19 protein-coding genes are annotated in these 25,330 nt (G+C 72.6%); 13 read left to right on the top strand and 6 right to left on the bottom strand.

The genetic code is table 11. The features are described from left to right. Window positions 1-13: 13 nt before the first annotated feature. The gene (locus ACZ45E_RS15420) at window positions 14-1,078 is read right to left on the bottom strand and encodes an adenosine deaminase (RefSeq protein ID WP_468221410.1); all 1,065 of its coding nucleotides are present in this window, start codon (window positions 1,076-1,078) and stop codon (window positions 14-16) included. A gap of 131 nt (window positions 1,079-1,209) precedes the next feature. Here ACZ45E_RS15420 and ACZ45E_RS15415 point away from each other — a divergent pair, with 131 nt between their 5' ends. Beyond that, the gene (locus tag ACZ45E_RS15415) at window positions 1,210-1,926 is read left to right on the top strand and encodes a DUF4190 domain-containing protein (RefSeq protein WP_468220961.1); all 717 of its coding nucleotides are present in this window, start codon (window positions 1,210-1,212) and stop codon (window positions 1,924-1,926) included. 117 nt (window positions 1,927-2,043) lie between these two features. On the opposite strand, the gene ACZ45E_RS15410 is transcribed toward ACZ45E_RS15415, so the two are convergent. Continuing rightward, window positions 2,044-2,595 (bottom strand): NADAR family protein, encoded by a 552-nt coding sequence (locus ACZ45E_RS15410; RefSeq protein ID WP_468220959.1) that lies wholly within the window; start codon window positions 2,593-2,595, stop codon window positions 2,044-2,046. A gap of 222 nt (window positions 2,596-2,817) precedes the next feature. Here ACZ45E_RS15410 and ACZ45E_RS15405 point away from each other — a divergent pair, with 222 nt between their 5' ends. From ACZ45E_RS15405 to ACZ45E_RS15370, 8 genes are all read left to right on the top strand, one after another. Continuing rightward, window positions 2,818-4,383, top strand: coding sequence for a gamma-aminobutyraldehyde dehydrogenase (locus ACZ45E_RS15405; protein ID WP_468220957.1), 1,566 nt, complete (start codon window positions 2,818-2,820; stop codon window positions 4,381-4,383). 67 nt (window positions 4,384-4,450) lie between these two features. Next, entirely contained in the window at window positions 4,451-5,710 is a 1,260-nt protein-coding gene (locus ACZ45E_RS15400) for a polyamine ABC transporter substrate-binding protein (RefSeq protein WP_468220954.1), read from the top strand. A gap of 55 nt (window positions 5,711-5,765) precedes the next feature. Continuing rightward, a complete protein-coding gene (locus tag ACZ45E_RS15395) occupies window positions 5,766-6,923 on the top strand; it encodes an ABC transporter ATP-binding protein (protein ID WP_468220952.1) in 1,158 nt (385 codons plus the stop codon). After that, complete coding sequence (locus ACZ45E_RS15390) at window positions 6,920-7,843, top strand: ABC transporter permease (RefSeq protein ID WP_468220949.1); 924 nt, start codon at window positions 6,920-6,922, stop codon at window positions 7,841-7,843. Before ACZ45E_RS15395 ends, ACZ45E_RS15390 begins: the two co-directional genes overlap by 4 nt. Beyond that, window positions 7,843-8,634 carry an ABC transporter permease gene (locus ACZ45E_RS15385; protein ID WP_468220947.1) on the top strand — a complete coding sequence of 264 codons (792 nt, stop codon included), beginning with the start codon at window positions 7,843-7,845 and terminating at the stop codon, window positions 8,632-8,634. The genes ACZ45E_RS15390 and ACZ45E_RS15385 overlap by 1 nt, the downstream gene beginning before the upstream one ends. Before the next feature lie 22 nt (window positions 8,635-8,656). After that, window positions 8,657-10,084, top strand: a complete 1,428-nt coding sequence (locus ACZ45E_RS15380) for an NAD(P)/FAD-dependent oxidoreductase (RefSeq protein WP_468220945.1) — start codon at window positions 8,657-8,659, stop codon at window positions 10,082-10,084. Between the two features lie 114 nt (window positions 10,085-10,198). Further along, window positions 10,199-10,666, top strand: a complete 468-nt coding sequence (locus tag ACZ45E_RS15375) for a hypothetical protein (protein WP_468220943.1) — start codon at window positions 10,199-10,201, stop codon at window positions 10,664-10,666. An 81-nt stretch (window positions 10,667-10,747) separates the two neighbouring features. Beyond that, window positions 10,748-12,580 (top strand): chitinase, encoded by a 1,833-nt coding sequence (locus tag ACZ45E_RS15370; RefSeq protein WP_468220941.1) that lies wholly within the window; start codon window positions 10,748-10,750, stop codon window positions 12,578-12,580. Here ACZ45E_RS15370 and ACZ45E_RS15365 read toward each other — a convergent pair. Further along, complete coding sequence (locus ACZ45E_RS15365) at window positions 12,534-13,145, bottom strand: phosphatase PAP2 family protein (RefSeq protein ID WP_468220939.1); 612 nt, start codon at window positions 13,143-13,145, stop codon at window positions 12,534-12,536. The two genes, ACZ45E_RS15370 and ACZ45E_RS15365, sit on opposite strands and share 47 nt — an antisense overlap. Before the next feature lie 387 nt (window positions 13,146-13,532). Beyond that, a complete protein-coding gene (gene gabT, locus ACZ45E_RS15360) occupies window positions 13,533-14,867 on the bottom strand; it encodes a 4-aminobutyrate--2-oxoglutarate transaminase (RefSeq protein WP_468220937.1) in 1,335 nt (444 codons plus the stop codon). A gap of 282 nt (window positions 14,868-15,149) precedes the next feature. On the opposite strand from gabT, the gene ACZ45E_RS15355 reads away from it, so the two are divergent. From ACZ45E_RS15355 to ACZ45E_RS15345, 3 genes are all read left to right on the top strand, one after another. Beyond that, on the top strand, window positions 15,150-17,264 hold the full coding sequence (locus tag ACZ45E_RS15355; RefSeq protein ID WP_468220936.1) for an ATP-binding protein: 2,115 nt from the start codon (window positions 15,150-15,152) through the stop codon (window positions 17,262-17,264). 141 nt (window positions 17,265-17,405) lie between these two features. Continuing rightward, the gene (locus tag ACZ45E_RS15350; RefSeq protein WP_468220934.1) at window positions 17,406-19,067 is read left to right on the top strand and encodes a PucR family transcriptional regulator; all 1,662 of its coding nucleotides are present in this window, start codon (window positions 17,406-17,408) and stop codon (window positions 19,065-19,067) included. Window positions 19,068-19,220: 153 nt separating this feature from the next. Beyond that, window positions 19,221-20,666, top strand: a complete 1,446-nt coding sequence (locus ACZ45E_RS15345; RefSeq protein WP_468220931.1) for an aldehyde dehydrogenase family protein — start codon at window positions 19,221-19,223, stop codon at window positions 20,664-20,666. A gap of 149 nt (window positions 20,667-20,815) precedes the next feature. On the opposite strand, the gene ACZ45E_RS15340 is transcribed toward ACZ45E_RS15345, so the two are convergent. Next, complete coding sequence (locus tag ACZ45E_RS15340) at window positions 20,816-21,787, bottom strand: alpha/beta hydrolase (RefSeq protein ID WP_468220929.1); 972 nt, start codon at window positions 21,785-21,787, stop codon at window positions 20,816-20,818. Window positions 21,788-22,136: 349 nt separating this feature from the next. Here ACZ45E_RS15340 and ACZ45E_RS15335 point away from each other — a divergent pair, with 349 nt between their 5' ends. Next, window positions 22,137-23,792, top strand: a complete 1,656-nt coding sequence (locus tag ACZ45E_RS15335; RefSeq protein ID WP_468220927.1) for an MFS transporter — start codon at window positions 22,137-22,139, stop codon at window positions 23,790-23,792. Between the two features lie 28 nt (window positions 23,793-23,820). Here the strand turns inward: ACZ45E_RS15335 and ACZ45E_RS15330 are convergent, their stop codons facing one another. After that, window positions 23,821-25,188 (bottom strand): dihydrolipoyl dehydrogenase family protein, encoded by a 1,368-nt coding sequence (locus tag ACZ45E_RS15330; protein WP_468220924.1) that lies wholly within the window; start codon window positions 25,186-25,188, stop codon window positions 23,821-23,823. Between the last annotated feature and the right edge of the window lie 142 nt (window positions 25,189-25,330).

Here is a 25,330-nt window from a genome sequence, read left to right as displayed (position 1 = left end):
GCGCCGCGTGCGGTTACGCTCCGGCGAGCCAGCCCTGCGTGTACGTGTCGATCTCCGCGGTGATCCGGGCCTTGCCCGCCTCGTCGAGGAAGGAGGCGCGCACCGCGTTCTTCGCCAGGTCGGCCAGGCCCCGCTCGTCGAGATCGAGGAGGCGGGCCGCGACCGCGTACTCGTTGTTGAGGTCCGTGGAGAACATCGGCGGATCGTCCGAGTTGATGGTGACGGTCACGCCCGCGTCGACGAACTGCCGCAGGGGGTGCTCGTCGAGGGTGGCCACGGCGCGGGTCGCGATGTTCGAGGTCGGGCACACCTCCAGCGGGATCCCGCGCTCGGCGAGGTGCGCGAGCAGCTTCGGGTCCTGGGCGCTGGACGTGCCGTGGCCGATGCGCTCGGCGCCCAGGTACGTCAGCGCGTCCCACACCGTCCCGGGGCCGGTCGTCTCCCCGGCGTGCGGTACGGAGCGCAGGCCCGCCGCGAGCGCCCGGTCGAAGTACGGCTTGAACTGCGGCCGGGGCACCCCGATCTCGGGGCCGCCGAGCCCGAAGGAGACCAGGCCCTCGGGGCGCAGCGCGTCGTCCGTCGCGAGGCGCGTCGTCTCCTCGGCGGCCTCCAGGCCGGCCTCGCCGGGGATGTCGAAGCACCAGCGCAGGATGGTCCCGAACTCCGACTCGGCGGCCTTGCGGGCGTCCTCGATGGCGTCCATGAACGCGCGGGGGTCGATACCGCGGCGGGTGGAGGAGAACGGGGTGAGGGTCAGCTCGGCGTAGCGCACGTTCTGCCGGGCCAGGTCGCGGGCCACCTCGTAGGTGAGGAGGCGGACGTCCTCCGGCGTACGGATCAGGTCGACCACGGACAGGTACACGGTGATGAAGTGCGCGAAGTCCTGGAAGGTGAAGAAGTCCGCGAGGGCCTCGGGGTCGGAGGGCACCGAGGAGTCGGGGTGGCGGGCGGCGAGCGTCGAGACGATGCGGGGTGAGGCGGAGCCCACATGGTGCACGTGGAGTTCTGCTTTCGGCAGCCCGGCGATAAAGGTCTGCAGGCTCTGGCTCACGGATTCCTCCCCAGGAACTCGGGTGATCGGCTGATCGGGGTCCCCGGCATCGTATGCGGGGGAGCTCCGGGCGCGGGTGAGCGGGATCGCGACCGGCGGGGAGGGCACAGGACGGGCCCCGTAGCATGACGGGACGACGACCTAAGGGGGCGCTTCACATGGCAGGCGGCACCACACCACAGGGGAAGGACCTCTGGGCAGCGCCGCAGGACGCGGCGGCACAGCGGCCGGACGGGCCGGAGGCACGCGGCATCCACGAGAGCCAGACGGTGACGGCGATGCCGGCGCACCAGCCGCCGCGCGCCCCGCAGGCACCTCAGGCGCCCCAGCCCCCGCAGGCACCTCAGCCCTCGCAGGCGCAGCAGTCCCCTTACGCCCCGCAGGCGCCGGTGCCGCACCAGGCGCCGCAGTCGCCCTATGCCCCGCAGCCGCCCCAGTCGCCCCACGGGGCGCCCGCCGCGCAGCACGGTGGCGGCCCCGTGCCGCCCCCGCCGGTCTCGCCCGCCGGTCCTGGCCTGCCGTCGTACGGCAGTTACCAGGGTGCCCCGCAGTACGGCTACCCGGGGCAGCAGCCCGCGCCGTACGGAGCCGGGCCCCAGTACGGCTGGGCCGGCGGGATGCCTGCGCAGCCGAGCAATGGCATCGGGGTCACCGCGATGGTGACCGGCATCGTCTCCGCCGTGCTGTGCATGATGTGGCCGATCGCCATCATCCTGGGCATCCTCGGAATCGTCTTCGGCATCATCGGCCGGGGCAAGGCCAAGCGCGGCGAGGCGGCCAACCCCGGGCAGGCACTGACCGGCATCATCTGCGGCTCGTTCGGGCTGGTCGTGGGCATCGGGTTCATCGTGCTGCTGATCGGGCTCAACAGCTGAGCCGAGGCCCGCGCCCGACGTGCGGCCGGCCGGCCCGGGGCGCCGCCCCGGGCCCGCGGCACGCACATCGGGCGCGGGCCCCGCTGTCCGACGCCGGGCTCAGAGACCGCCCGAGACTCAGCCGCGCAGTCGCCGGCGCGCCGCCATGAGCGCGAAGCCCAGCAGGTTCGGCCCTCTCCAGGCGCCGGGGTCCTGCGCCGCCGCGTCGTCCGCCGCGAGGCCGATGCCCCAGATCCGGTCCACCGGGCTCGCCTCCACCAGCACCCGGTCGCCCGTGCCGAGCAGGAACTCCCGCAGGGCCGGGTCCGCCGCGAACTTGTGGACGCCGCCCTCGACGACGATCCGGAAACGCTCGCGCCGCCACACCGCGTCGTCGAAACCCCGCACCAGCCGGCCCGCGGCCTTGGCCTGGGACGGATGCCCCGCCGCCAGCACCTTCCGCGCGGCCTCCGCGTCGTCGAAGAGCCGGGCCTTCGCCGCCATCATCCAGTGCTCCGCCGTCGCGTACTCCACGCCGTCCACGGTGAACGGCGACGGCCACCACTGACTCAGGCAACTCGCCCCCAGCACACCGTCCCTGCGCGGCGTGTGCCCCCAGAAGTGCAGATACGTCACCCGCGCCCCCGCAGCCAGGGCCGCGACCAGCGATTCCCTGCTGTCGATCTCCATGCACGCGAGTCTGGCACGCACCACTGACACTCCGTCCTGGGTTTTTCAGGGTGACTCGACATCTGGTCGACAGATTCCGTCGCGTAACCAAAAGGCAACAACGGAATCACTTGTTGGAGTACTGGAGCTCTGTCAGGATCGGCACTCAAATCGAGCTGGAGCCACGTCGGCGCCCCGGGACGGGACGCCGACGGAGGAGAGCGAGAGCGAGAGCGAGCACTCATGCACCACCCCACCTCGGACCACCCCACCTCGGATCACCCCGCCCCGGCCGCGTCTGTCGCCGCCACCGCGCGCGAACGTTTCGCCGACGGGGCGAACTTCATCGCCGGTCGCCTGGCCAAGGGCGCCTCCGGCCGCACCCACGCCGTCGTCGACCCGGCCACCGGCGACGACGTGTACACGTACGAACTGGCGGGCGCGGCCGACGTGGACGCCGCTGTGGCCGCCGCCCGGTCCGCCTTCCCGGAGTGGTCGGGCGCGACGCCCGGCGAGCGGTCCGACGCGATGCACCGGTTCGCGGGCGTGCTGGCCGAGAGCGCCGAGGAGCTGGCGCGCCTGGAGTCGCTCCAGTGCGGCAAGCCGCTCAGGCTGAGCCGCGAGTTCGACGTCCCCGGGACGGTCGACAACGCCGCGTTCTTCGCGGGCGCCGCCCGCCATCTGCAAGGCCAGTCGGCCGGCGAGTACAGCGCGGACCACACCTCGTACGTACGCCGTGAGGCCATCGGCGTGGTCGGGTCCATCGCCCCCTGGAACTACCCGTTGCAGATGGCCGCCTGGAAGGTGCTGCCGGCCATCGCCGCCGGGAACACCATTGTCCTCAAGCCCGCCGAGCTGACCCCGTTCACCTCGCTGCTCTTCGCGCAGGCCGCGACCGAGGCCGGGATCCCCGACGGCGTCGTCAACGTCGTCACCGGCGCGGGACGGGACGCGGGCGAGCACCTCGTCGGCCACCCCGATGTCGCCATGACCTCCTTCACCGGCTCCACCGGCGTCGGCAAGCGCGTCGCCGAGATCGCCACCGCCACCGTGAAGCGGCTGCACCTGGAGCTCGGCGGCAAGGCCCCCTTCGTCGTGTTCGACGACGCCGATCTGGAGGCCGCCGTGCACGGCGCCGTCGCGGGCGCCCTCATCAACACCGGGCAGGACTGCACCGCCGCCACGCGCGCGTACGTGCAGCGCCCGCTCTACGACGCGTTCGTCTCCGGCGTCGCGGACCTCATGCGCACGGTCCGGGTCGGCGACCCGTTCGCCGACGGCACCGACCTCGGGCCGCTCATCTCGCACGCCCACCGCGACCGCGTCGCCGGTTTCGTCGACCGGGCACGCGGCTACGCGCGCGTGGTCACCGGCGGCGAGATCCCCCAGGGCGAACTCGCGCGCGGCGCGTACTATCCGCCCACCCTCATCGCCGACGCCGCGCAGGACAGCGAGGCCGTGCAGTCGGAGATCTTCGGGCCCGTCCTGGTCGTGCTGCCCTTCGACAGCGACGAGGAGGGCATGCGGCTCGCCAACGACACCCTCTACGGCCTCGCCGCCTCCGCCTGGACCCGGTCCGTGTTCCGCGCGAACCGCGCCACCCGCGAGATCAAGGCCGGCTGCGTCTGGATCAACGACCACATCCCGATCCTCAGCGAGATGCCGCACGGCGGCTACAAGGCATCCGGCTTCGGCAAGGACATGTCCGCGTACTCCTTCGAGGAGTACACGCAGGTCAAGCACGTCATGTTCGACAACACCGCGGTCGCGAGGAAGGACTGGCACCGCACGATCTTCGGGGACCGATAGCACCCAGGCCGTCCGACCAGCGGCCGACCCACCTCCCGTAAGGGCCTCCCGAAAGGGCACCACGCGCATGGAGCAGTACGAGCCCGACCGCCTGTCCCCAGCCCAAGTGGCCGCTGTACGGCGGAGTCTGCGGAACAGCCGTGCCAGGGCGGCACTCTCCCGCCGCTCCCTGCTCCGCGGCTCGGCGGGCGGCGCGCTCGCCGTCGGCGGGCTCGGGACGCTGAGCGGCTGCGGCATCCCCGCCGCGAGCAAGTCCCAGGGCGGCATCTCGTCCGAGGACCATTCGGCCCAGGAGAAGCGGCTCACCTTCTCCAACTGGACCGAGTACATCGACATGAGCGACGACGAGAAGCACCGGCCCAGCCTGGAGGCGTTCACCGAGCGCACCGGGATCGAGGTCAAGTACACCGAGGACATCAACGACAACGTCGAGTTCTTCGGCAAGGTCAAGCCGCAGCTCGCGGCGGGCCAGGACACCGGCCGCGACCTCATCGTGCTCACCGACTGGCTCGCCGCCCGCCTCATCCGCTACGGCTGGGTGCAGAAGCTCGACCCCGCGCACCTGCCGCACGCGTACACCAACCTGGCGGGCCAGTTCCGCAACCCGGACTGGGACCCGGGCCGCGCCTACTCCTACCCCTGGCAGGGCATCGCGACGGTCATCGCCTACAACACGAAGGCCACGGGCGGCAAAGAGGTCACCTCGGTCGCGCAGCTCCTCGACGACCCGAAGCTGAAGGGCAAGGTCGGGCTGCTCTCCGAGATGCGCGACACCATCGGCATGACCCTGCTCGACCTCGGCAAGGACCCGCGCGACTTCAAGGCCGACGATTTCGACGCGGCCGTCGCCCGCCTCCAGAAGGCCGTCGACAAGAAGCAGGTCCGCCGCTTCACCGGCAACGACTACATAGCCGACCTCAGCAAGGGCGACCTGGCGGCCTGTCTCGCCTGGGCCGGTGACGTGGTGCAGCTCCAGGCGAACAACCCGCACGTCAAGTTCGCGATCCCGGACGCCGGTTACATCTCGTCGACCGACAACATGCTGGTCCCGAACAAGGCACGGCACAAGACGAACGCCGAGAAGCTCATGGACTACTACTACGAGCCGGCCGTCGGCGCCGAACTCGCCGCCTGGATCAACTACGTCACTCCGCTCGACAGCAGCGTCGTCACACCGGAACTCGCCAAGATCGACAAGGACGTCGCCAACGACCCTCTCATCGTCCCCGACAGGACGATGGCGGCCAGGGCGCACAGCTTCCGCTCGCTGACCGCGAAGGAAGAGACGGCGTTCGAGGAGAAGTTCGCCCGGCTCACCGGCGGCTGAGCCGTTCCGGTCCGCGCCTCCAACCGCCCCCGCCCCCAGACTCCTTGGACTCACCATGACGACCGACCACGGCGGCGACGTCCGTCTCACCGGGATCAGCAAGACCTACGACAACGGGTTCGCCGCAGTCCAGCCGCTCGACCTCACCGTCCCGCAGGGCTCCTTCTTCGCCCTGCTCGGCGCCTCCGGCTGCGGCAAGACGACCACGCTGCGCATGATCGCGGGCCTGGAGGAACCGACGACAGGAACGGTTCACCTCGGCGATCAGGACGTGACCGCGCTGCCGCCCCACAAGCGGCCGGTGAACACCGTCTTCCAGTCCTACGCGCTCTTCCCGCACCTGGACATCTTCGAGAACGTCGCCTTCGGCCTGCGCCGCCGCGGCATCAAGTCGGTGAAGAAGCAGGTCGAGGAGATGCTCGACCTGGTGCAGCTCGGCGAGCACATCCGCAAGAAGCCGCAGCAGCTCTCCGGCGGCCAGCAGCAGCGCGTCGCCGTGGCCCGGGCCCTCATCAACCACCCGAAGGTGCTCCTCCTCGACGAGCCGCTCGGCGCCCTGGACCTCAAGCTGCGCCGCCAGATGCAGCTGGAGCTCAAGCGCATCCAGACCGAGGTCGGCATCACCTTCGTCCACGTCACGCACGACCAGGAGGAGGCCATGACCATGGCCGACACCGTCGCCGTGATGAACCGGGGCCGCGTCGAGCAACTCGGCGCCCCCACCGACCTGTACGAGAACCCGGGCTCCACCTTCGTCGCCAACTTCCTCGGCACGTCGAACTTCATCGAGGCCGAGATCGCCGGCCGCACCGGAGCGGACCTGACGCTGAAGGCGGGCGACGGCACGCTGGTCCTGCCCGCCGCGCGATGTTCCGCAGCCACCGCCACGGGCGACAAGGTCCTGGTCGGCGTACGGCCCGAGAAGATATCGCTCACCCACGCCGACGACGCGGGCACGATCCCCGGCGGCCGCAACCGCATCACCGGCCGCATCGCCGACTCCAGCTTCATCGGCGTCTCCACGCAGTACGTCGTCGACAGCCCGCTCTGCGACGCGTTCGAGGTCTACGCCCAGAACATCGAGCGCGACGGCCGCCTGATGCCCGGCGCCGAGGTCGTCCTGCACTGGAACCCGGCCCACACCTTCGGGCTGGACGCCGGGCAGGACGCCGAGGCGGGCGTCGAGAAGGTCTCGGAGGACGCGGCGGCATGAGCACGATCACCGACGCGCCGCCCGCACCGCAGGCGCGCAAGCCGCGCAAGCCCCGCAGGCGCGGCCGCCTCGTCCCGTACTGGCTGCTGCTGCCCGGCATCCTCTGGCTGGTCGTCTTCTTCGCCCTGCCGATGGTCTACCAGGCATCGACCTCCGTGCAGCAGGGGTCGCTGGAGGACGGCTTCAAGGTCACCTGGCACTTCGCCACGTACTGGGACGCCCTTGCCGACTACTACCCGCAGTTCCTGCGCTCCGTCCTCTACGCGGGCTGCGCCACCGTCCTGTGCCTGCTGCTCGGCTACCCGCTGGCCTACCTGATCGCGTTCCGCGCGGGCCGCTGGCGCAACATCGTCCTGATCCTGGTCATCGCGCCGTTCTTCACCAGCTTCCTGATCCGTACGCTCGCCTGGAAGACGATCCTCGCCGACGGCGGCCCGGTCGTCGGCGCGCTCAACACCCTGCACCTCCTCGACGTCACGAGCTGGCTCGGGATGACCGAGGGCGACCGGGTGCTCGCCACCCCGCTCGCGGTGGTGTGCGGACTCACCTACAACTTCCTGCCGTTCATGATCCTGCCGCTCTATACGTCGCTCGAACGCATCGACAACAGGCTGCACGAAGCCGCCGGTGACCTCTACGCCTCGCCCGCGACCACCTTCCGCAAGGTGACCTTCCCGCTGTCGATGCCCGGCGTCGTCTCCGGCACGCTGCTCACCTTCATCCCGGCGGCCGGCGACTACGTCAACGCGGACCTGCTCGGCTCCACCGACACCCGCATGGTCGGCAACGTCATCCAGACGCAGTTCCTGCGCATTCTCGACTACCCGACGGCGGCGGCCCTCTCCTTCATCCTCATGGCGGCCATTCTCCTCATGGTCACCGTCTACATTCGCCGGGCCGGAACGGAGGACCTCGTCTGATGCGCTGGCTGCGGAAGAACCTCGTGGTGATAGCGGGCCTGATCACGCTCGCCTATTTGCTCCTCCCGAACGTCGTCGTCACCGTCTTCTCCTTCAACAAACCCAAAGGCCGCTTCAATTACGAGTGGCAGCAGTTCTCGCTGGACGCCTGGAAGAATCCGTGCGGCGTCGCCGACATGTGCGGATCGCTGTCGCTGAGCCTGCGGATCGCGGTCTGGGCGACCGTCGGCGCGACGGTCCTCGGCACGATGATCGCCTTCGCGCTGGTGCGGTACCGGTTCCGGGCGCGGGGAGCGGTGAACTCGCTGATCTTCCTGCCGATGGCGATGCCCGAGGTCGTGATGGCGGCCTCGCTGCTCACGCTCTTCCTCAACATGGGCGCCCAGCTGGGCTTCTGGACCATCCTGATCGCCCACATCATGTTCTGTCTGAGCTTCGTGGTGACGGCTGTGAAGGCGCGGGTCATGTCGATGGACCCGCGACTGGAGCAGGCCGCGCAGGACCTGTACGCGGGGCCCGTGCAGACCTTCCTCCGCGTGACGCTGCCGATCGCGGCGCCGGGGATCGCGGCGGGCGCGCTGCTCGCCTTCGCGCTCTCCTTCGACGATTTCATCATCACGAATTTCAACGCGGGCTCGACCGTGACGTTCCCCATGTTCGTCTGGGGATCGGCGCAGCGCGGCACACCCGTTCAGATCAATGTCATCGGTACGGCCATGTTCCTCGTCGCCGTGCTGTGCGTTCTCGCCGGAATGATGGTCGGCAAGCGCAAGAACAAGGCAGTTTCCTGAATTCTCCGAGGGAGTTGAAATCATGGCCGCTCGCGCCATGAACCGCGTCAACCGCTGGACCGCGTCGCTCGCCGACGCCAAGCCCGTCCCGTACTGGCTGGACGACCCCGGCAAGCCGGCCGCCCGCCCCGCCCTCACCGGCGACGAGCGCTGCGACCTGCTGGTCGTCGGCGGCGGGTACAGCGGCCTGTGGACGGCCCTGCTCGCCAAGGAGCGCGACCCAGGGCGTGACGTCGTGCTCGTCGAGGGCCGCGAGATCGGCTGGGCCGCGTCCGGCCGCAACGGCGGGTTCTGCGCCGCCTCCCTCACGCACGGCACGGCCAACGGGCTCGCCCGCTGGCCCGCCGAGATCAAGCGGCTGGAGGAACTGGGCGCCGCCAACCTCGACGCCATCGAGGAGGCGGTCACCCGCTACTCCATGGACTGCGACTTCGAGCGCACCGGTGAGCTGGACGTGGCGACGCAGCCGCACCAGGTGTCCGAACTCCGGGAGTACTACGCGGAGTTGAGCGAGGCGGGACTTGCCGGCGGCCTCGAACTGCTGGACGCGGACGAGGTGCGCGAACAGGTCGCGTCGCCGACCTTCCTCGGCGCCCTGTACGACCGCGACGGCGTCGCCATGCTCCACCCGGCGAAGCTGGCGTGGGGCCTCAAGCGGGCCTGCGTCGAACTCGGCGTACGCGTCTACGAGCACACCCCGGCCACCCGACTCGCCTCGAACGGCACCGGGGTGGCGGTCCGCACCCCCTACGGCCGGATCTTCGCCCGGCACGCGGCACTCGGCACCAACGTCTTCCCGTCGCTGGTCAAGCGGGTGCGCTCGTACACGGTCCCCGTCTACGACTACGCGCTCATGACCGAGCCCCTGACCGTGGGCCAACTGGAGTCGATCGGCTGGAAGAACCGCCAGGGGCTCGGCGACTCGGCCAACCAGTTTCACTACTTCCGGCTGACATCGGACAACAGGATCCTCTGGGGCGGCTACGACGCGATCTACCCGTACGGCGGCCGGGTACGGGAGGAGCTCGACCATCGCCCCGAGACGTACGCGAAGCTCGCCGGCCACTTCTTCACCTGCTTCCCGCAGCTGGAGGGGGTGCGCTTCACGCACGCGTGGGGCGGCGCCATCGACACCTGCTCCCGCTTCTCGGCGTTCTTCGGCACCGCCCACGGCGGACGCGTCGCCTACGCCGCCGGATACACCGGCCTGGGGGTCGGCGCGACCCGGTTCGGCGCGGACGTCATGCTCGACCTGCTGTCGGGCGAGCGCACGCACCGCACGGAGCTGGACATGGTCCGCACCAAGCCGCTCCCGTTCCCGCCGGAGCCGCTCGCGTACACCGGTATCGCCCTCACCAAGTGGTCCCTGGCCCGGGCCGACGCCCACGCGGGCCGCCGCAACCTGTGGCTGAAGACGATGGACACGCTGGGCCTGGGATTCGACAGCTGACCCGGCGGACCTGGCCCTCCGCTGCCGGAAAGTGATCCGAACCCGCGTAATGCCCGGCCCCCCGGCCGCTCTCCCTCAGGACACATCCGCGTCGGAGCGAAGAGGGAGGCCCCCATGGTCGGGCCGGAGGACAGGGCGGCGATCGCATGGCTGGCGGCGGCGGCGCCGGATCCGCAGGCGTGCCGCTGGGAGTGGGAGCGCAATCCGCTCGGGGTGGCGCTGCTGCCCGCGGGCAAGCGCTGGGACGTACTGATCCTGCCGGGGGAGCTGGGCTGTCCCACGCTCGATGTCCTCACCCGGGTCGTCGACCGGCCGGGCCCGGTCCTCGCGGACTTCGGCGACGCCCGCACGGGCTTCTTCGTGCCGGCGGGCACCGCCGCCCGCTGGCTCGGTACGGGGGTGCGCGGCGCGGGGCGCGGCACCTGGATCGTGGTGCCCTACCCGGGCCGCGCCCGCGGTGACGTGCGCTGGCTGGTGCCGCCGGACGGCTCCGGCACGCTCACCGACCCCGGCGTGCTGGAGCTCGCGATGCACGAGGCCGCGGCCCAACTGGCCCGGGACCGGGGGGAGCAGGGGCGGTGAAGGGGTTGACAAGCCAATTGGTCTGGACCAAGTTGGGCGCGCTCCACCGTGCCCGTTCCCCCGCCCCGCCCGGAGGCACCCATGGACCACCCCGGACCCCGAACCCGTACCCGGCGCAGACTTCTCACCACGCTCACCGCCGCCGCCCTCGCCGCGACCGGCCTCACCGCCCTGTCCGCGCCCACAGCCGGCGCGGCCGACGCCGACCTGGCCAGGAACGGCGGCTTCGAGTCGTCGCTCACCGGCTGGACCTGCTCGGCGAACACCGGCGCGATCGTCGACTCGCCCGTGCGCACCGGCACTTCCGCCCTCCGGGCCACCCCGACCGCCGCCGACAACGCCCAGTGCGCGCAGACCGTCACCGTGCGACCGGACTCGGCCTACACCCTCTCCGGCTACGTCCGCGGCACCTACGCCTACCTCGGCGCGAGCGGCACCGGCACCACCGACGTCTCGACCTGGACCCCGTCGGCCCCTGACTGGCAGAAGCTGACGACGACGTTCCGTACCGGCCCGGCCACGACCAAGGTCACGATCTACACCCACGGCTGGTACGGCACCCCGGCCTACCACGCCGACGACATCACGCTCGTCGGCCCCGGCGCGCAGGCCCCCGTCCCGCCCGTGGCGCCCACGGGCCTGACCGCGGGCCCGGCCACCGCCACGAGCGTCGCCCTCTCCTGGACGGCGGTGCCGGGCGCGACGAGCTACGCGCTCTACCAGAACGGCACCAAGGCCCGCACGGTGACCGGCACCTCGGCGACCCTCACCGGCCTCACCCCCGCCACGGCGTACAGCTACCAGGTGACCGCGGTCAACGACGCCGGCGAGTCCCCGAAGTCCGCGCCGGTCACGGCGACGACGGCGCAGGGCCCGGGTGGCGGCGGCGGCTCGCCGGACCTCCCGGCCCACGCGCTGGTCGGCTACCTCCACGCGAGCTTCGCCAACGGCGCCGGCTACACCCGCCTCGCCGACGTCCCCGACAGCTGGGACGTCATCGACCTCGCCTTCGGCGAACCCACGTCGACGACCTCCGGTGACATCCGCTTCGACCGCTGCCCCGCCACCGAGTGCCCCACGGTCGAGTCGGACGCCGAGTTCAAGGCGGCCGTCAAGGCCAAGCAGGCGGCGGGCAAGAAGGTCCTCATCTCCATCGGCGGCCAGAACGGCCAGGTCCAGCTCACCACGGCCGCGGCCCGCGACACCTTCGTCTCGTCCGTATCGAAGATCATCGACACCTATGGCCTCGACGGCCTCGACATCGACTTCGAGGGCCACTCCCTCTCCCTGAACGCCGACGACACGGACTTCAGGAACCCGCGGACCCCGGTGATCGTCAACCTCATCGCGGCGCTCAAGACCCTCAAGGCCAAGTACGGCGAGAAGTTCGTCCTGACGATGGCCCCGGAGACGTTCTTCGTCCAGAACGGCTACCAGTTCTACGGCACCGGCAAATGGGGCGGCCAGGACCCGCGCTGCGGCGCCTACCTCCCGGTCATTCACGCACTGCGCGACGACCTGACGCTCCTGCACGTCCAGGACTACAACTCCGGCCCGATCATGGGCCTCGACAACCAGTACCACTCCATGGGCGGCGCCGACTTCCACATCGCCATGACCGACATGCTCCTCACGGGCTTCCCGGTCGCCGGCGACGCCGACAAAATCTTCCCGCCGCTGCGCCCCGACCAGATAGCCATCGGCATGCCCGCCACGACCAACGCGGGCAACGGCTACGTCTCCCCGGCCGAGACCCGCAAGGCGCTGAACTGCCTCACCAAGAAGACCGACTGCGGCGCCTACCCCACCCACGGCACGTGGCCGGCGCTGCGGGGCCTGATGACGTGGTCGGTGAACTGGGACCGGTTCAGCGGCTGGGAGTTCCAGAAGAACTTCGACGCCTACTTCGGCTGACCGCGTACGCGGCGGCGTACAGCAGCACCAGCGAAAGACACCAGCTGCCGACCACGTCCAGCGGCCAGTGGTACCCCTGCCGGACGAGCCCCAGGCCCACGGCCGCGTCGACGCCGACGACCCCGGCGACCATGACGCGGCCGTGGGCCGTCGCGCGTCCGCGGTGCGCCCGGAGCAGCAGCACCGCGCAGAGCCCGTACGCGACCGCCGCCGTCGCCGTGTGGCCCGACGGGTAGAAGCCGGTCTCCGGGGCCATCGGCGGCGGGCCGGGGCGGGCGAGCCAGGACTGGAGCGGGGCGACGAGGGCCGGGACCAGCGCCATGGTGACGATCGCCGTGAGGGCGGGGAGCCAGTGCCGGGTGCGCCAGGTGACGTAGAGGAGGGTGGCCGCGAGGACCGGCAGAGCCACCGTCATGTTGCCGAGGTCGGCGAAGAACTCGGCCGGGCCCGACGGGAGAGCGCTCGTGCGGATCGCGTCGCCGAGCCGCTCGTCGGCGGCGAGGAGCGGGCCGTCCACCGCCACCTGCCAGGTGATCCCGGTGAACAGGAGCAGGACGAGACCCATGAGAGAGGGGAGAAAAATGCTCGGCCGGCCCGGAACAGGGGGGGTGGTTCCGAGCCGGCCGAACTGACCGGCGTGCCGCGCGCCCCGGGGGGTTTGGGGCGGGCGACCGTCCGATCGGTGAGGAGTTCCGGAGCCGGAAGCTCCGGGTGTGTGCGCGAGGGCACGACCAGGGCGGGGCTGGGGAGGCTCCGACCCGGCGTCGCCCACAGTCCCCTGTGGGCGAGGTGTTTCTCTCATCTGCAAAAACCGTACGGCAGGGGGCGGGGGTACGACAGTCGGTTGGGGAACATCCCATCGGCCCCCCACACCTTCTTCACACGGCCCGACCGTCGCCGCAGGTCACGGAGTGGACACCGGTGCAGCGGCCAAGGACCCGCGGGCCCGTTCTCACAGCGCCGCGAAGGCGTTCTCGATGATGTCGAGCCCCTCGTTCAGCAGGTCCTGGCCGATCACCAGCGGGGGGAGGAAGCGCAGGACGTTGCCGTAGGTGCCGCAGGTGAGGACGAGGAGACCCTCGGCGTGGCAGGCCTTGGCGAGCGCCGCCGTCGCCTCCGGGGCCGGCTCCTTGGTGAGGCGGTCCTTCACCAGCTCGATGGCGATCATGCCGCCGCGGCCGCGCACGTCACCGATGACGGAGAACTTCTCCGCCATGGACGACAGCCGCGCCTTCATCGTCTGCTCGATCTCCTTCGCGCGGGCGTTGAGGTCGAGCTCCTTCATCGTCTCGATGGCGCCGAGCGCACCGGCGCAGGCGACCGGGTTGCCGCCGTAGGTGCCGCCGAGGCCGCCCGCGTGCGCGGCGTCCATGATCTCGGCGCGGCCCGTCACGGCGGCCAGCGGGAGGCCGCCCGCGATGCCCTTGGCGGTGGTGATCAGGTCCGGGACGATCCCCTCGTCCTCGCAGGCGAACCACTGGCCGGTGCGGCAGAAGCCGGACTGGATCTCGTCCGCGACGAAGACGATGCCGTTGGCGGAGGCGAACTCGCGGATCGCGGGCAGGAAGCCCTTGGCCGGCTCGATGAAGCCGCCCTCGCCGAGCACCGGCTCGATGATGATGGCGGCGACGTTCTCCGCGCCGACCTGCTTGGTGATCTCGTCGATCGCCTGGGCGGCGGCCTCGGAGCCGGCGTTCCCGGGCCCGGTCGGCCAGCGGTAGCCGTACGCCACCGGCACCCGGTAGACCTCGGGCGCGAACGGGCCGAAGCCCTGCTTGTACGGCATGTTCTTGCTGGTCAGGGCCATCGTCAGATTCGTGCGGCCGTGGTAGCCGTGGTCGAAGACGACGACCGCCTGGCGCTTGGTGTACGAACGTGCGATCTTGACCGCGTTCTCGACGGCCTCGGCGCCCGAGTTGAACAGCGCCGACTTCTTCGCGTGGTCACCCGGCGTCAGCTCGGCCAGCGCCTCGGCGACGGCGACGTAGCCCTCGTACGGCGTGACCATGAAACAGGTGTGGGTGAAGTCCTGGAGCTGGGCCGACGCCCGGCGCACGACCGCCTCGGCGCTCGCGCCGACGGAGGTGACCGCGATGCCGGAACCGAAGTCGATCAGACGGTTGCCGTCGACGTCCTCGACGATGCCGCGGTCCACCCGGGCGGTGAAGACGGGCAGCGTGGAGCCCACGCCGGCCGCGACGGCCGCCAGGCGGCGGGCCTGAAGCTCCTGCGACTTCGGGCCGGGGATGGCGGTGACGAGGCGGCGCTCCTGCGGGATGTCGCTCATGCGGGGCTCCTGGTTCTGATTCTGGTTCCGGTTTCGCCGGGACGGGCGGGGATCTCGGGAGATCGGGGGTGTTCTCGCAGGTTAGGCGGGGGGCCACCGGCCGGTCATGCTCCATTGGGGTGGGATTGCGCGGCCTTGTTGTCCGGGATGGACACATGGGTGTGGCGGCGCGCAGGTGCCGCCGGGGCGCGTAAGCAGTGAACTCCCCAGGCGCGGGCACTAGATTGAGCCCCGATCCACGCGCTGAGTACGGACGGACCGGCAGGTCAGGGGGCAAGGCCAATGAGCAGCGAGGGCATGCAGGGCACGGGCGGCTTCGCCGGGGAACGCGGTCTTCCCCCCGGCGGGGCGGTGCCGCCGCCGCGCCCCGCCCACGCACCGGGCGAGCAGGGCGTCTCCGCGGGCACCACGTTCCTGACCTGGCTGCGCACGCCGCGCCCCGTCGCCGCGCCGGGTGTGTGGCGGTTCGGGCACCGCCCGCGGGCCGCGCAGGAGCCGGAGCGGACCCCGACCCGGCAGCTGCTCAGCGGCGCGCTCATCGCGTTCCTGGTGGGCTGGCTCGTCTGGTCGCTGCTGTGGAACGGGTATCTGGGCGGCTGGTGGCTGCTGCCCCTGTACGCGATGATCCCGGACTCCTGGGCGTCACCGCACTCGGTCGCCTCGGTCGTCGTCGTCTACCTCTACTACGCCGTGTTCGCGGTCGGGATCATGGTCGCGGTGGGCCGGCTCGGCCGCTGGGGCGAGGTCTGGCGCCGCTTCGGCTGGCCCGCCTGGCGCGCGGCCACCCCCGTCCAGGCCGAGCGCGCGCCCGCCCCCGAGAAGGACCCCGCCCAGTGGCCGCAGCTGCGCGAGGCCGGGGCCGTCGAGGCCGCCGAACGGCTCGGGGCCGACGCCCGCGCCGGGCTGATGCGCGACGTCGACCACGCCCGCATCACCCGCGCCTGGCAAGGCGTCAAGCGCGGCCGGCACACCCTCGCCGCGTTCGCCGCCGCGGTCGTCAAGGACGGCGCCGCCGCCTGCCCGCACCCCTCCGGCACCCGCGACCTGCCCGCCCGCGCGGCCCGCCACGACCTCGCCACCGCCCAGGTCAGGATCGGCACCGCCGCCGACGACGCCCGCAACCCCTACGCCTACCGGGGCGTCGGCCTCGCCCTCGGCCCCGACCTGCTCGCCACGTCACTGCTCGCCGTCGGCCCGCCCGGCGCGGGCAAGACCAGCGGTGTCGTGTGGCCGCTGGCGGAGTCGCTCTGCCTCGGCGCGCTCGCCGGGCGGGCCGCCGTGGTCGTCGTCGGGGCGGCCGGGGCGGGGCTCGGCTCGCAGGAGACGTATGACGTCGTCGTCCGCGTCGGACAGCCCGACTCCGTCTACGACCTCGATCTTTACGGCGGCAGCAAGGACCCCGACGAGGCCGCGGCCATGCTCGCCGAGGCGCTCGTCGGTGACCTCGCCGACCCGCACCCCGGCGGCGACAGCCGACGCTCCACCACCGTCCTCGCCCAGCTCCTCGGCCCCTTCCACACCGTCCACGGGCGCTTCCCCTCCGTGCCCGAGCTGCGCCGGCTGCTCGACGGCACGCCCGCGGCGCTCGACGCGCTGCGCACGGCGCTCACCGAGGCGGGGCAGGACGCCATGCTGCGCGAACTCGACGCCCGTGAGCGCCAGTTGGGCCACCCCGGCGATGTCGGAGCGGTGCTCGCCGACCGGATCGCCCTGCTCGACCGGCCCGCGTTCGCGTCGTTCTTCGACACCTCGGGCGCCACCAGGCCCTTCTCGCTGCGCGCCCTCGACCACCCGGTCCGCGTCCGGATCGACCTGCCCGAGCGCGGCCACGCGGACGCCTCCCGGATCCTGGCGCGGCTCGTGCTCGCCCAGTTCATGACGAGCGTCGCCGTGCGCGAGGACCGCTCGCTCTTCGCGTGCCTGGTCCTCGACGACGCCACCGGGGTCGTCACACCCCACGCCGTCCGCGGCATCCAGCGGCTGCGCTCCGCCAACGCGGGGGCCGTGCTGACGCTGCGCACCCTCGACGACGCGCCGCGCCCGCTGCGCGGACCGCTCCTCGGCTCCGTCGGCTGCCGCATGGCGCTGTCCGGGCTCACCCCGTGGGACGGGCAGGACTTCGCCGAGGTGTGGGGCAAGGAGTGGACCGAGGCCCGCGACGTCACCGACCGGCAGATCGTCGCCGAGACCCCGGCGGGCAAGGCGCTGCACGCCGTCCGCCGGGTGATCACCGGGCGCGCGCCGACCGCCCGCGCCGTCACCGTCCGCCAGGTCGAGCGCGAACGCTGGTCCGCCTCCGATCTGGCCCACGCCGTCCCGCCCGGCCACGCCGTGCTCTCGCTCACCACCGTGCGCGGGGAGCACGCGCCGCCCCTGCTCATGGAGCTGCGGACCTGAAGGTGTGCTGAGAATCGCCGGGGTGGACTTCCCAGGTACGTACGGTGAGGCAGAATCGGCACTGGTCGTTCATACGGACCGGCCAAAAGCTTCACCATTCCGGTGCACCCCCCACGTACCTCCAGCCCACCTGAAGGCCCCATGCCGCCCACGCTCGCCTCCCTCGTCCACCACTCGGCGCTCAAGCTCACCGTGCGGGCGGGCGAGGACCATCTGGACACCGCCGTCCGCTGGGCCCACGTGAGCGAACTCGCCGACCCCGTCCCCTACATGGAGGGCGGCGAACTGCTGCTGATCACCGCCCTGAAACTGGACGCCGAGGACTTCGAGGCGATGCGCCGGTACGTGAAACGGCTGTCGGCCGCGGGCGTGGTCGGCCTCGGCTTCGCGGTCGGCGTCAACTACGACGCCGTACCGGAAGCACTCGTCAAGGCGGCGAAGGACGAAGGGCTCCCGCTGCTCGAAGTGCCGCCCCGCACGCCCTTCATCGCCATCAGCAAGGCGGTCTCCGCGGCCATCGCCGCCGACCAGTACAGGGCTGTCACCTCCGGCTTCGCCGCCCAGCGCGAGCTGACCAAGCAGGCCCTGAGCGAAGGGCCCGAGGGGCTGCTCGCGGTGCTCGCCGCCCAGGTGGACGGGTGGGCCGCGCTCTACGACGCGTCGGGCGCCGTCGTGGCCACCGCCCCCGAGTGGGCGGGCCGCCGGGCCGCCCGGCTCACCGCCGACGTGGAGCGGCTGCGGGAGCGGCCCGCGCCCGCGAGCGCCGTCGTCGCGGGCGGCCCCGACGACCGCGTCGAACTGCACTCGATCGGCACGGGCCGACGGGCGCGCGCCGCGCTCGCCGTGGGCACGGCGTCGGCCCTCGGCACAGCGGAGCGGTACGCGCTGCACTCCGCGATCGCCCTGCTCACCCTGACCACCGAGCGCTCACGCGCGCTGTACGCCGCCGAACAGCGGATCGGCGCGGCGGTGCTGCGGATGCTGCTCGCGGGCGAGCCCGACCACGCGCGGGCCGTCGCGGGGGATCTGTACGGGGCGCTCCTGGACGCGCCGTTCCGCATGGTCGCCGCGGAGGTCGTGGCGCCGCCGCCGTCGGGGGTCGCGGCCCCCGCGGGGACGTCCGCGGGCAACGCGGCCGGGACCGGCACGGCGCTGCTCCTCGCGGAGGCGATGACCGGCGCGGGCGGGGAGCCCGGCGATCCGCTCTCCGTCCTCGCCGACGTCGTCGAGTCCGCCGCCGCGCGCGCCGGCGAGGCCGTCCTGGTCGTCCCGCACGGGGAGCGGACGGTGCTGCTCGTCGTCGACGGCGGCGCGGCCGCGGAGGCGTGTGCGCAGTACGCCGAGGTGCTGGAGGCGACGCGGGCGGAGGGGTCCGCCGACGACGAACTGGTCATCGGGTTCTCCGCGCCGTCCGGGCCGATCGCCGCCGCGACCGCGTTCAAACAGGCCGAGCAGGCGCTGTCCGTCGCGCGGCGGCGCGGGCGGGTCCTCGTCGAGCACGAGGACGTCGTGGCCGGATCGGTGCTGCCGCTGCTCGGCAACGACGCGGTGCGGGCCTTCGCCGACGGGCTGCTGCGGGCGCTGCGGGACCACGACGCGACGGGCCGCGGTGACCTGGTCGCCTCGTTGCGGGCGTGGCTGTCGCGGCACGGGCAGTGGGACGCCGCCGCGGCCGATCTGGGCGTGCACCGGCACACGTTGCGGTACCGGATGCGACGGGTCGAGGAGATCCTCGGGCGGTCGCTCGACGATCCCGATGTCCGCATGGAGCTGTGGCTGGCGCTGAAGGCGACCGGCGCGTAGTCGCCCCGCGGCCCCCTGGCACCTGTGCGCTTGCGCCGGTTCGGCCAAAGCATGTGCCGCAACCGCTCCATCCTGGCCACATCGTCATCCGCGGTGCCCGGCCTACCGTGGGGCCACATAAACGCCCGTACACCGAAAGGCCGGTAGAGACACATGACCGCCGCCCACGCCTTCTGGCTCGCCGGCCGCCAGGCCACCGGGGACGCCACCTTCGACGTCACCAACTCCTACGACGGCCGCCTCGTCGGCACCGTCAGCGTGCCGACCGAGGCGCAGGTCGAAGAGGCCGTCGCCGCCGCGCACGCCGTGCGCGAGGAGTTCGCCGCGACCCCGGCGCACGTCCGCGCCAAGGCCCTGAACCACGTCGCCGACCGGCTCGCCGAGCGCACCGAGGAGATCGCCCGGCTGATCTCCGCCGAGAACGGCAAGCCGATCAAGTGGGCCCGCGGCGAGGTCGGCCGTGCCGTGTCCGTGTTCCGGTTCGCCGCCGAGGAGGCCCGCCGCTGGAACAGCGGTGACGCCCAGCGCCTCGACACCGACCAGGGCGGCACCGGCCGGCTCGCGCTGACCCGCCGCATCCCCAAGGGCGTCGTCCTCGGTATCGCCCCGTTCAACTTCCCGCTGAACCTGAGCGCCCACAAGGTCGCCCCGGCCATCGCGGTCGGCGCCCCGATCATCCTCAAGCCCGCCCCGGCGACGCCCCTGTCGTCCCTGGTCCTCGGCGAGCTGCTGGCCGAGACGGAGCTGCCCGCCGGTTCCTGGTCGGTCCTCACCGTCCCGAACGACCGGATGCCCGCCCTCGTCCAGGACGAGCGGCTGCCCGTCATCTCCTTCACGGGTTCGGGCCCGGTCGGCTACGCGATCATGGACAGCGTGCCGCGCAAGCACTGCACGCTGGAGCTCGGCGGCAACGGCGCGGCCGTCGTCCTCGCCGACTACGCCTCCGAGGCCGACCTGGACTGGGCGGCGGGCCGCGTCGCCACCTTCTCCAACTACCAGGGCGGCCAGTCCTGCATCTCCGTGCAGCGGGTCATCGCGGACGCCGCCGTGTACGACCGGCTGCTCCCGAAGATCGTCGCCGCCGTCGAGGCGCAGGTCACCGGCGACCCGGCCGACGACGCCACCGACGTGGGCCCGCTGGTCAGCGAGGACGCGGCCAAGCGCGTCGAGAGCTGGGTGACCGAGGCCGTCGACGCGGGCGCCTCGCTGCTCACCGGCGGCAAGCGCGACGGCGCGACCTACGCGCCGACGGTCCTCGCCGACGTACCGGCCGACACCACGATCTCCTGCGAGGAGGTCTTCGGCCCGGTGCTGACGGTGAAGAAGGTGGACGGCGAGGCCGCCGCCTTCGACGAGGTCAACTCCTCCAAGTACGGCCTCCAGGCCGGGGTGTTCACCCACGACCTCCAGACCGCGTTCCGCGCCCACCGCGCCCTGGAGGTCGGCGGTGTCGTCATCGGCGACGCGCCGTCCTACCGCGCGGACCAGATGCCGTACGGCGGCGCCAAGCAGTCCGGTGTCGGCCGCGAGGGCGTGCGCTACGCCATGGACGACTACACGTACGAGCGGGTCCTCGTCCTGACCGGTCTGGCGCTGTAGTCCGGAGCCGGGGAACCCCCGGCCCCACGAGCCGACGGCCGGAGCCCACTGTGCGGGGGCTCCGGCCGTCGGCTCGTGCGAGTTCGTCAGAGTTCGTCAGAGCTCGTGAGAAAGGGGACGCACCCGGCGCGGACCGGGGCGGCGCCGCCTCAGCGCGCGGCGAGCGTCGTGCGCAGGGTGCTGACGGCCAGGGCGATGGCCGTCTCGGCGGCGTGGGTGTCGCGCAGGGCGTTGAGCATCACGAAGTCGTGGATGACGCCCTGGAAGCGGACCGCGGTGACCGGCACCCCGGCCTGGCGGAGCTTGTTCGCGTACGCCTCGCCCTCGTCCCGCAGCACGTCGGCCTCACCGGTGATGACCAGGGCCGGCGGCAGCCCGGTCAGCTGCTCGGTGGTGGCCCGCAGCGGCGACGCGGTGATCTGCGCGCGCTCGCTCTCGTCGGTCGTGTACTGGTCCCAGAACCACTGCATGCCGTCCCGGCGCAGGAAGTAGCCCTCCGCGAACTGGCGGTAGGAGTTGGTGTCGAAGCTCGCGTCGGTGACCGGGTAGAACAGCACCTGGCCCAGCAGGGTGACGTCCCCGCGCTCCTTGGCCATGAGCGTCAGCGCGGCGCTCATGTTGCCGCCCACCGAGTCCCCGGCCACCGCGAGCCGCCCGCCGTCCAGACCGTGCGACGCGCCCTCGGTGACGACCCAGCGGGCCACCGCGTAGTTCTGCTCGATCGCCACCGGGTAGCGGGCCTCGGGCGAGAGGTCGTACTCCGGGAACACCACGGCGGCCCGCACGCCCACGGCCAGCTCGCGCACCAGCCGGTCATGGGTGTGCGCGTTGCCGAACACCCAGCCCGCGCCGTGGATGTAGAGGATCACCGGCAGCGTGCCGGAGACCCCCGCGGGCCGCACGATCCGCGCCCGCACACTGCCCGTCGGACCACCGGGGACCGTCATCCACTCCTCGTCCACCTCCGGCAGCTCCACCGGGCCGGACTGCACCTCGTCGACGGCCTTGCGGCCCTCCTCGGGCGCCAGCTCGAACAGGAACGGGGAACGCGACGTGGCCTCCGCGAACGCGGCGGCCGCCGGCTCCAGCACCGGCACGACCGGCTCGAATGCATCCGACATGGAGAACTCCTCAGAACTCGACTCAGCCACCGCACCGGACTGCCCGGCGGGGCCGTCCCGCCAAGCTAAAGGCGCGGAGGCGGGGTGAATTGCCCGCCAGCGCACCACATGTGACCTCACAGCGCACTGCATGACCTGCCGGTTCGCCGCGCAATGGCCTCCAGCGTGGCCGCGCACCCCCACCGGAGCCTGCCGCCGTCCACCGGAGCCTGCCGCGGTCCACCGGACCCTGCCGCCGTCCCGGCAGCACTGCGCTACGGGGCCAGAAGCCGTGCGCTCTCGGTCATGGCGGACCCCCCGGCCGAACCTACGGTGACGCGACCGCACCCCCACACCGGCAGGGGCCACCATGAGTACCGCACCATCGGCGACGGGCGCACCGGCCGAGGACCCGTCCTCGCCCTGGGCCCCGCTCGCGGCGCGCGTCTTCCGCGCGCTGTGGATCGCCCAACTCGTCTCCAACGTCGGCAGCTGGATGCAGACGGTCGGCGCCCAATGGCTGCTGATCGGGCACGACGCCACGCTGGTCACCCTCGTGCAGACCGCCTCCAGCCTCCCCGTCGTCCTGCTCGCCCTGCCGTCCGGCGTGCTGGCCGACCGGTACGACCGCCGTACGGTGCTGCTCGCCGCCCAGGCCGCCATGCTCGCCGTCTCGACCGCGCTGACGGTACTGGCGTTCTCCGGCGGCCTCACCCCGGCCGTACTCCTCACCCTCACCTTCGTACTCGGGTGCGGCACCGCGCTGATGGGCCCCGCCTGGCAGGCCGTCCAGCCCGAACTCGTGGAACGACGCCAGCTCGGCCAGGCCGCCGCGCTGGGCGCCGTGAACATGAACCTGGCCCGCGCCGTCGGCCCCGCGCTCGGCGGTGCGGTGGTCGCGGCCGCCGGCGCGGGCTGGGTCTTCGCCTTCAACGCCGCGTCGTACCTCGGCATCGCCGCCGTCCTGGCGCTCTGGAAGCGGCCCGCGCCCCGGACGCCCGCCGCCCGGGGCGAGACGCTCCTGGCCGCCACGTACGCCGCGCGCCGCTACGTGTGGAACGCGCCCGGTGTCCGCCGGGTCCTGCTGCGCACGGCCCTGTTCATCCCCGGCGGGGCGGCCATGTGGTCGCTGCTGCCCCTGGTCGCGAGCGGCCCGCTGGGGCTCGGCTCCAGCGGGTACGGGCTGCTCCTCGGGGTGGTCGGGGCCGGCGCGGTCGGCGGGGCGTTCGCGCTGCCCGCGATCCGGCGCGCCATCGGAGTCAACGGCATCCTCGCCGCGGGCACCGTCACCTTCGCCGCGGTGCTGGCGGTCCTGGCCACCGTCCGCACCCCCTGGGTCGTGGCGGTCGCACTGCTGCCCGCGGGGCTGGCCTGGATCGCTGTACTGTCCACGCTCAACGCGGCCGTCCAGACGCGGCTGCCCGGCTGGGTCAGGGCGCGCGGCCTCGCCGTCTACCTCCTGGTCTTCCAGGGCGGGCAGGCGCTGACGGCACCCCTGTGGGGGCTGCTCGCCGACCGGGTCGGGCTGCGCGGCGCCCTCCTGACCGGCGGTGTCCTGCTGCTGGCCGGAGCGGCGAGCCTGCGCCGGTGGCCGCTGCGGAGCACGGACGGCATCGACCCGAGCCCGTCGGACCACTGGCCCGAGCCGCCCCTCGTCTTCGCACCGGGCCCGGCCGACGGCCCCGTCCTCGTCTCCGTCACCTACCGGATCGCTCCCGGCAACGAGGCCGCCTTCACCGACCGCATGGCTGACGTGGCCCGCTCCCGCCGGCGTACGGGAGCCCTCTCCTGGGGCCTCTACCAGGACGGCAACGAGCCCGGCCGGTTCCTGGAGAACTACCTGGTCGCCTCCTGGGCGGAGCACCTCGCCCAGCACCACACGCGGCTCACGGCCACGGACCGCCGCCACGAGGAGCACGCCCGCGCCCTGCTCGCGGCCGGGACCACGCCCCGGGTGACCCATGCCTTCGACGTCTCCGCGGGACCCGTGGCGGGCGGGAAGGTCCCCCCGGACGAGCCGGGGTGACCTGCCTCGCCGGGCGCGGGCGCACCGCTCAGGCAAGAGCCCCCAGAGCCGACTCGACCGCCCGGTGGAACGTCGGGTACGTGTAGATCATGTGCTGGAGACGGGCGACGGGGACCTCGGCGTGGACGGCCACGTTCAGCCCGTACAGGACCTCCCCGCCCGCGGGGCCCGCGGACGTCGCGCCGACCAGGACGCCCCGGCCGGCGTCCTCGACGAGCTTGATGAACCCCTCACCGCCCGCCCCGTGGATCCAGCCGCGTGTGGAGGAGGAGAGCGGCACGACCGCCGTCCGTACGCGCAGCCCACGCTCCCGCGCCTGCCGCTCCGTCAGCCCCACGGCGCCGATCTCCGGGTCCGTGAAGGTGACCCGCGGCAGGGCCCGGTAGTCCGCGTCGGGCCCCGGCTGCCCGAGGATGTCCCGCACCGCGATCTGCGCCTGGTACATGGAGACGTGGGTGAACGCGCCCCGCCCGGTGACGTCGCCCACCGCCCACAGCCCCTCCGCGACCCGCAGCTGCCCGTCGGTCTCCAGGGCACGGGCCGCCGGGTCCAGCCCCACGGTGTCGACGCCGAGCGCGGTCAGATCCGCGTACCGGCCGGTGGCGACCAGCAGTCTCGCCGCGCGCAGCGGCGCGTCGTCGCCCTCGAACCGGACGGTGAACTCGGCGCCGTCATGGCTCACCTCCCGGGCCCGGGCGGCGGTGCGGACGGTGACGCCGTCGGCCCGCAGCGCCTGCGCCGCCAGCTCGCCCGCCTCCGGCTCCTCCTGGGAGAGCAGCCGGTCCTGTCCCTCGACCACGGTGACCGCACAGCCGAAACGGGCGAAGACCTGGGCCAGTTCGACCCCGATGGCGCCGCCGCCCAGCACGATCATCGACGCCGGCACCTCACCGGCCGCCATGGCGTCCCGGTTGGTCCAGTACGGCGTCCGCGCGAGGCCCGGCACCGGCGGAACCCGGGGCCGCGTGCCGGTGGCCAGCACCACCCCGCGCCGGGCCTCGAACGTGCGGTCGCCGACGGAGACCCGCCGGGGCCCGTCCAGCCGTCCCCTGCCACGGACGAGCCGGCCGCCCTTGCCCGTCAGCCGGTCCGCGGCCACCTGGTCGTTCCAGTCGTCGGTGGCCTCGCCCCGCACACGCCCGGCGACCTTGCCCCAGTCGGGCTCCACGCGGGCCGCGCCGGCGAGGGCAGGTACCCGGCCCGCCTCGGCGAGCAGGTTCCCGGCCCGGATCATCATTTTGCTGGGCACACAGCCCCAGTACGGACACTCGCCCCCGACGAGCTCCGCCTCGACCCCCACCACGTCGAGGCCCGCCTCGGCCAGCGTGCCCGCGACGTACTCGCCGCCCGGCCCCAGACCGACGACGACCACATCCACCTGTTCGTCCGTACGCATGTCACTCCTCGTCAACGGTTTCCGCGCCGAGGCTAGGCACGGTGGGCCGGACGCCCGCGCCCCTGCGCGCACGGGATCTTGACCGAGAGCGAACGCCCCCTGCCCGGCGCCCGGCGCAGTGCGCTGACGGGCATCCGCGCAT

The sequence above is a fragment of the Streptomyces sp. NPDC030991 genome (genome assembly GCF_055571235.1).
This window is presented reverse-complemented; position numbering and strand designations above follow the sequence as displayed.

Coding starts and splice junctions, on each gene's coding strand:
- ACZ45E_RS15415 (WP_468220961.1), top strand. CDS start 1,210: ATGGCAGGCGGCACCACACCACAGGGGAAGGACCTCTGGGCAGCGCCG.
- ACZ45E_RS15410 (WP_468220959.1), bottom strand. CDS start 2,595: ATGGAGATCGACAGCAGGGAATCGCTGGTCGCGGCCCTGGCTGCGGGG.
- ACZ45E_RS15405 (WP_468220957.1), top strand. CDS start 2,818: ATGCACCACCCCACCTCGGACCACCCCACCTCGGATCACCCCGCCCCG.
- ACZ45E_RS15400 (WP_468220954.1), top strand. CDS start 4,451: ATGGAGCAGTACGAGCCCGACCGCCTGTCCCCAGCCCAAGTGGCCGCT.
- ACZ45E_RS15395 (WP_468220952.1), top strand. CDS start 5,766: ATGACGACCGACCACGGCGGCGACGTCCGTCTCACCGGGATCAGCAAG.
- ACZ45E_RS15390 (WP_468220949.1), top strand. CDS start 6,920: ATGAGCACGATCACCGACGCGCCGCCCGCACCGCAGGCGCGCAAGCCG.
- ACZ45E_RS15385 (WP_468220947.1), top strand. CDS start 7,843: ATGCGCTGGCTGCGGAAGAACCTCGTGGTGATAGCGGGCCTGATCACG.
- ACZ45E_RS15380 (WP_468220945.1), top strand. CDS start 8,657: ATGGCCGCTCGCGCCATGAACCGCGTCAACCGCTGGACCGCGTCGCTC.
- ACZ45E_RS15375 (WP_468220943.1), top strand. CDS start 10,199: ATGGTCGGGCCGGAGGACAGGGCGGCGATCGCATGGCTGGCGGCGGCG.
- ACZ45E_RS15370 (WP_468220941.1), top strand. CDS start 10,748: ATGGACCACCCCGGACCCCGAACCCGTACCCGGCGCAGACTTCTCACC.
- ACZ45E_RS15365 (WP_468220939.1), bottom strand. CDS start 13,145: ATGGGTCTCGTCCTGCTCCTGTTCACCGGGATCACCTGGCAGGTGGCG.
- gabT (WP_468220937.1), bottom strand. CDS start 14,867: ATGAGCGACATCCCGCAGGAGCGCCGCCTCGTCACCGCCATCCCCGGC.
- ACZ45E_RS15355 (WP_468220936.1), top strand. CDS start 15,150: ATGAGCAGCGAGGGCATGCAGGGCACGGGCGGCTTCGCCGGGGAACGC.
- ACZ45E_RS15350 (WP_468220934.1), top strand. CDS start 17,406: ATGCCGCCCACGCTCGCCTCCCTCGTCCACCACTCGGCGCTCAAGCTC.
- ACZ45E_RS15345 (WP_468220931.1), top strand. CDS start 19,221: ATGACCGCCGCCCACGCCTTCTGGCTCGCCGGCCGCCAGGCCACCGGG.
- ACZ45E_RS15340 (WP_468220929.1), bottom strand. CDS start 21,787: ATGTCGGATGCATTCGAGCCGGTCGTGCCGGTGCTGGAGCCGGCGGCC.
- ACZ45E_RS15335 (WP_468220927.1), top strand. CDS start 22,137: ATGAGTACCGCACCATCGGCGACGGGCGCACCGGCCGAGGACCCGTCC.
- ACZ45E_RS15330 (WP_468220924.1), bottom strand. CDS start 25,188: ATGCGTACGGACGAACAGGTGGATGTGGTCGTCGTCGGTCTGGGGCCG.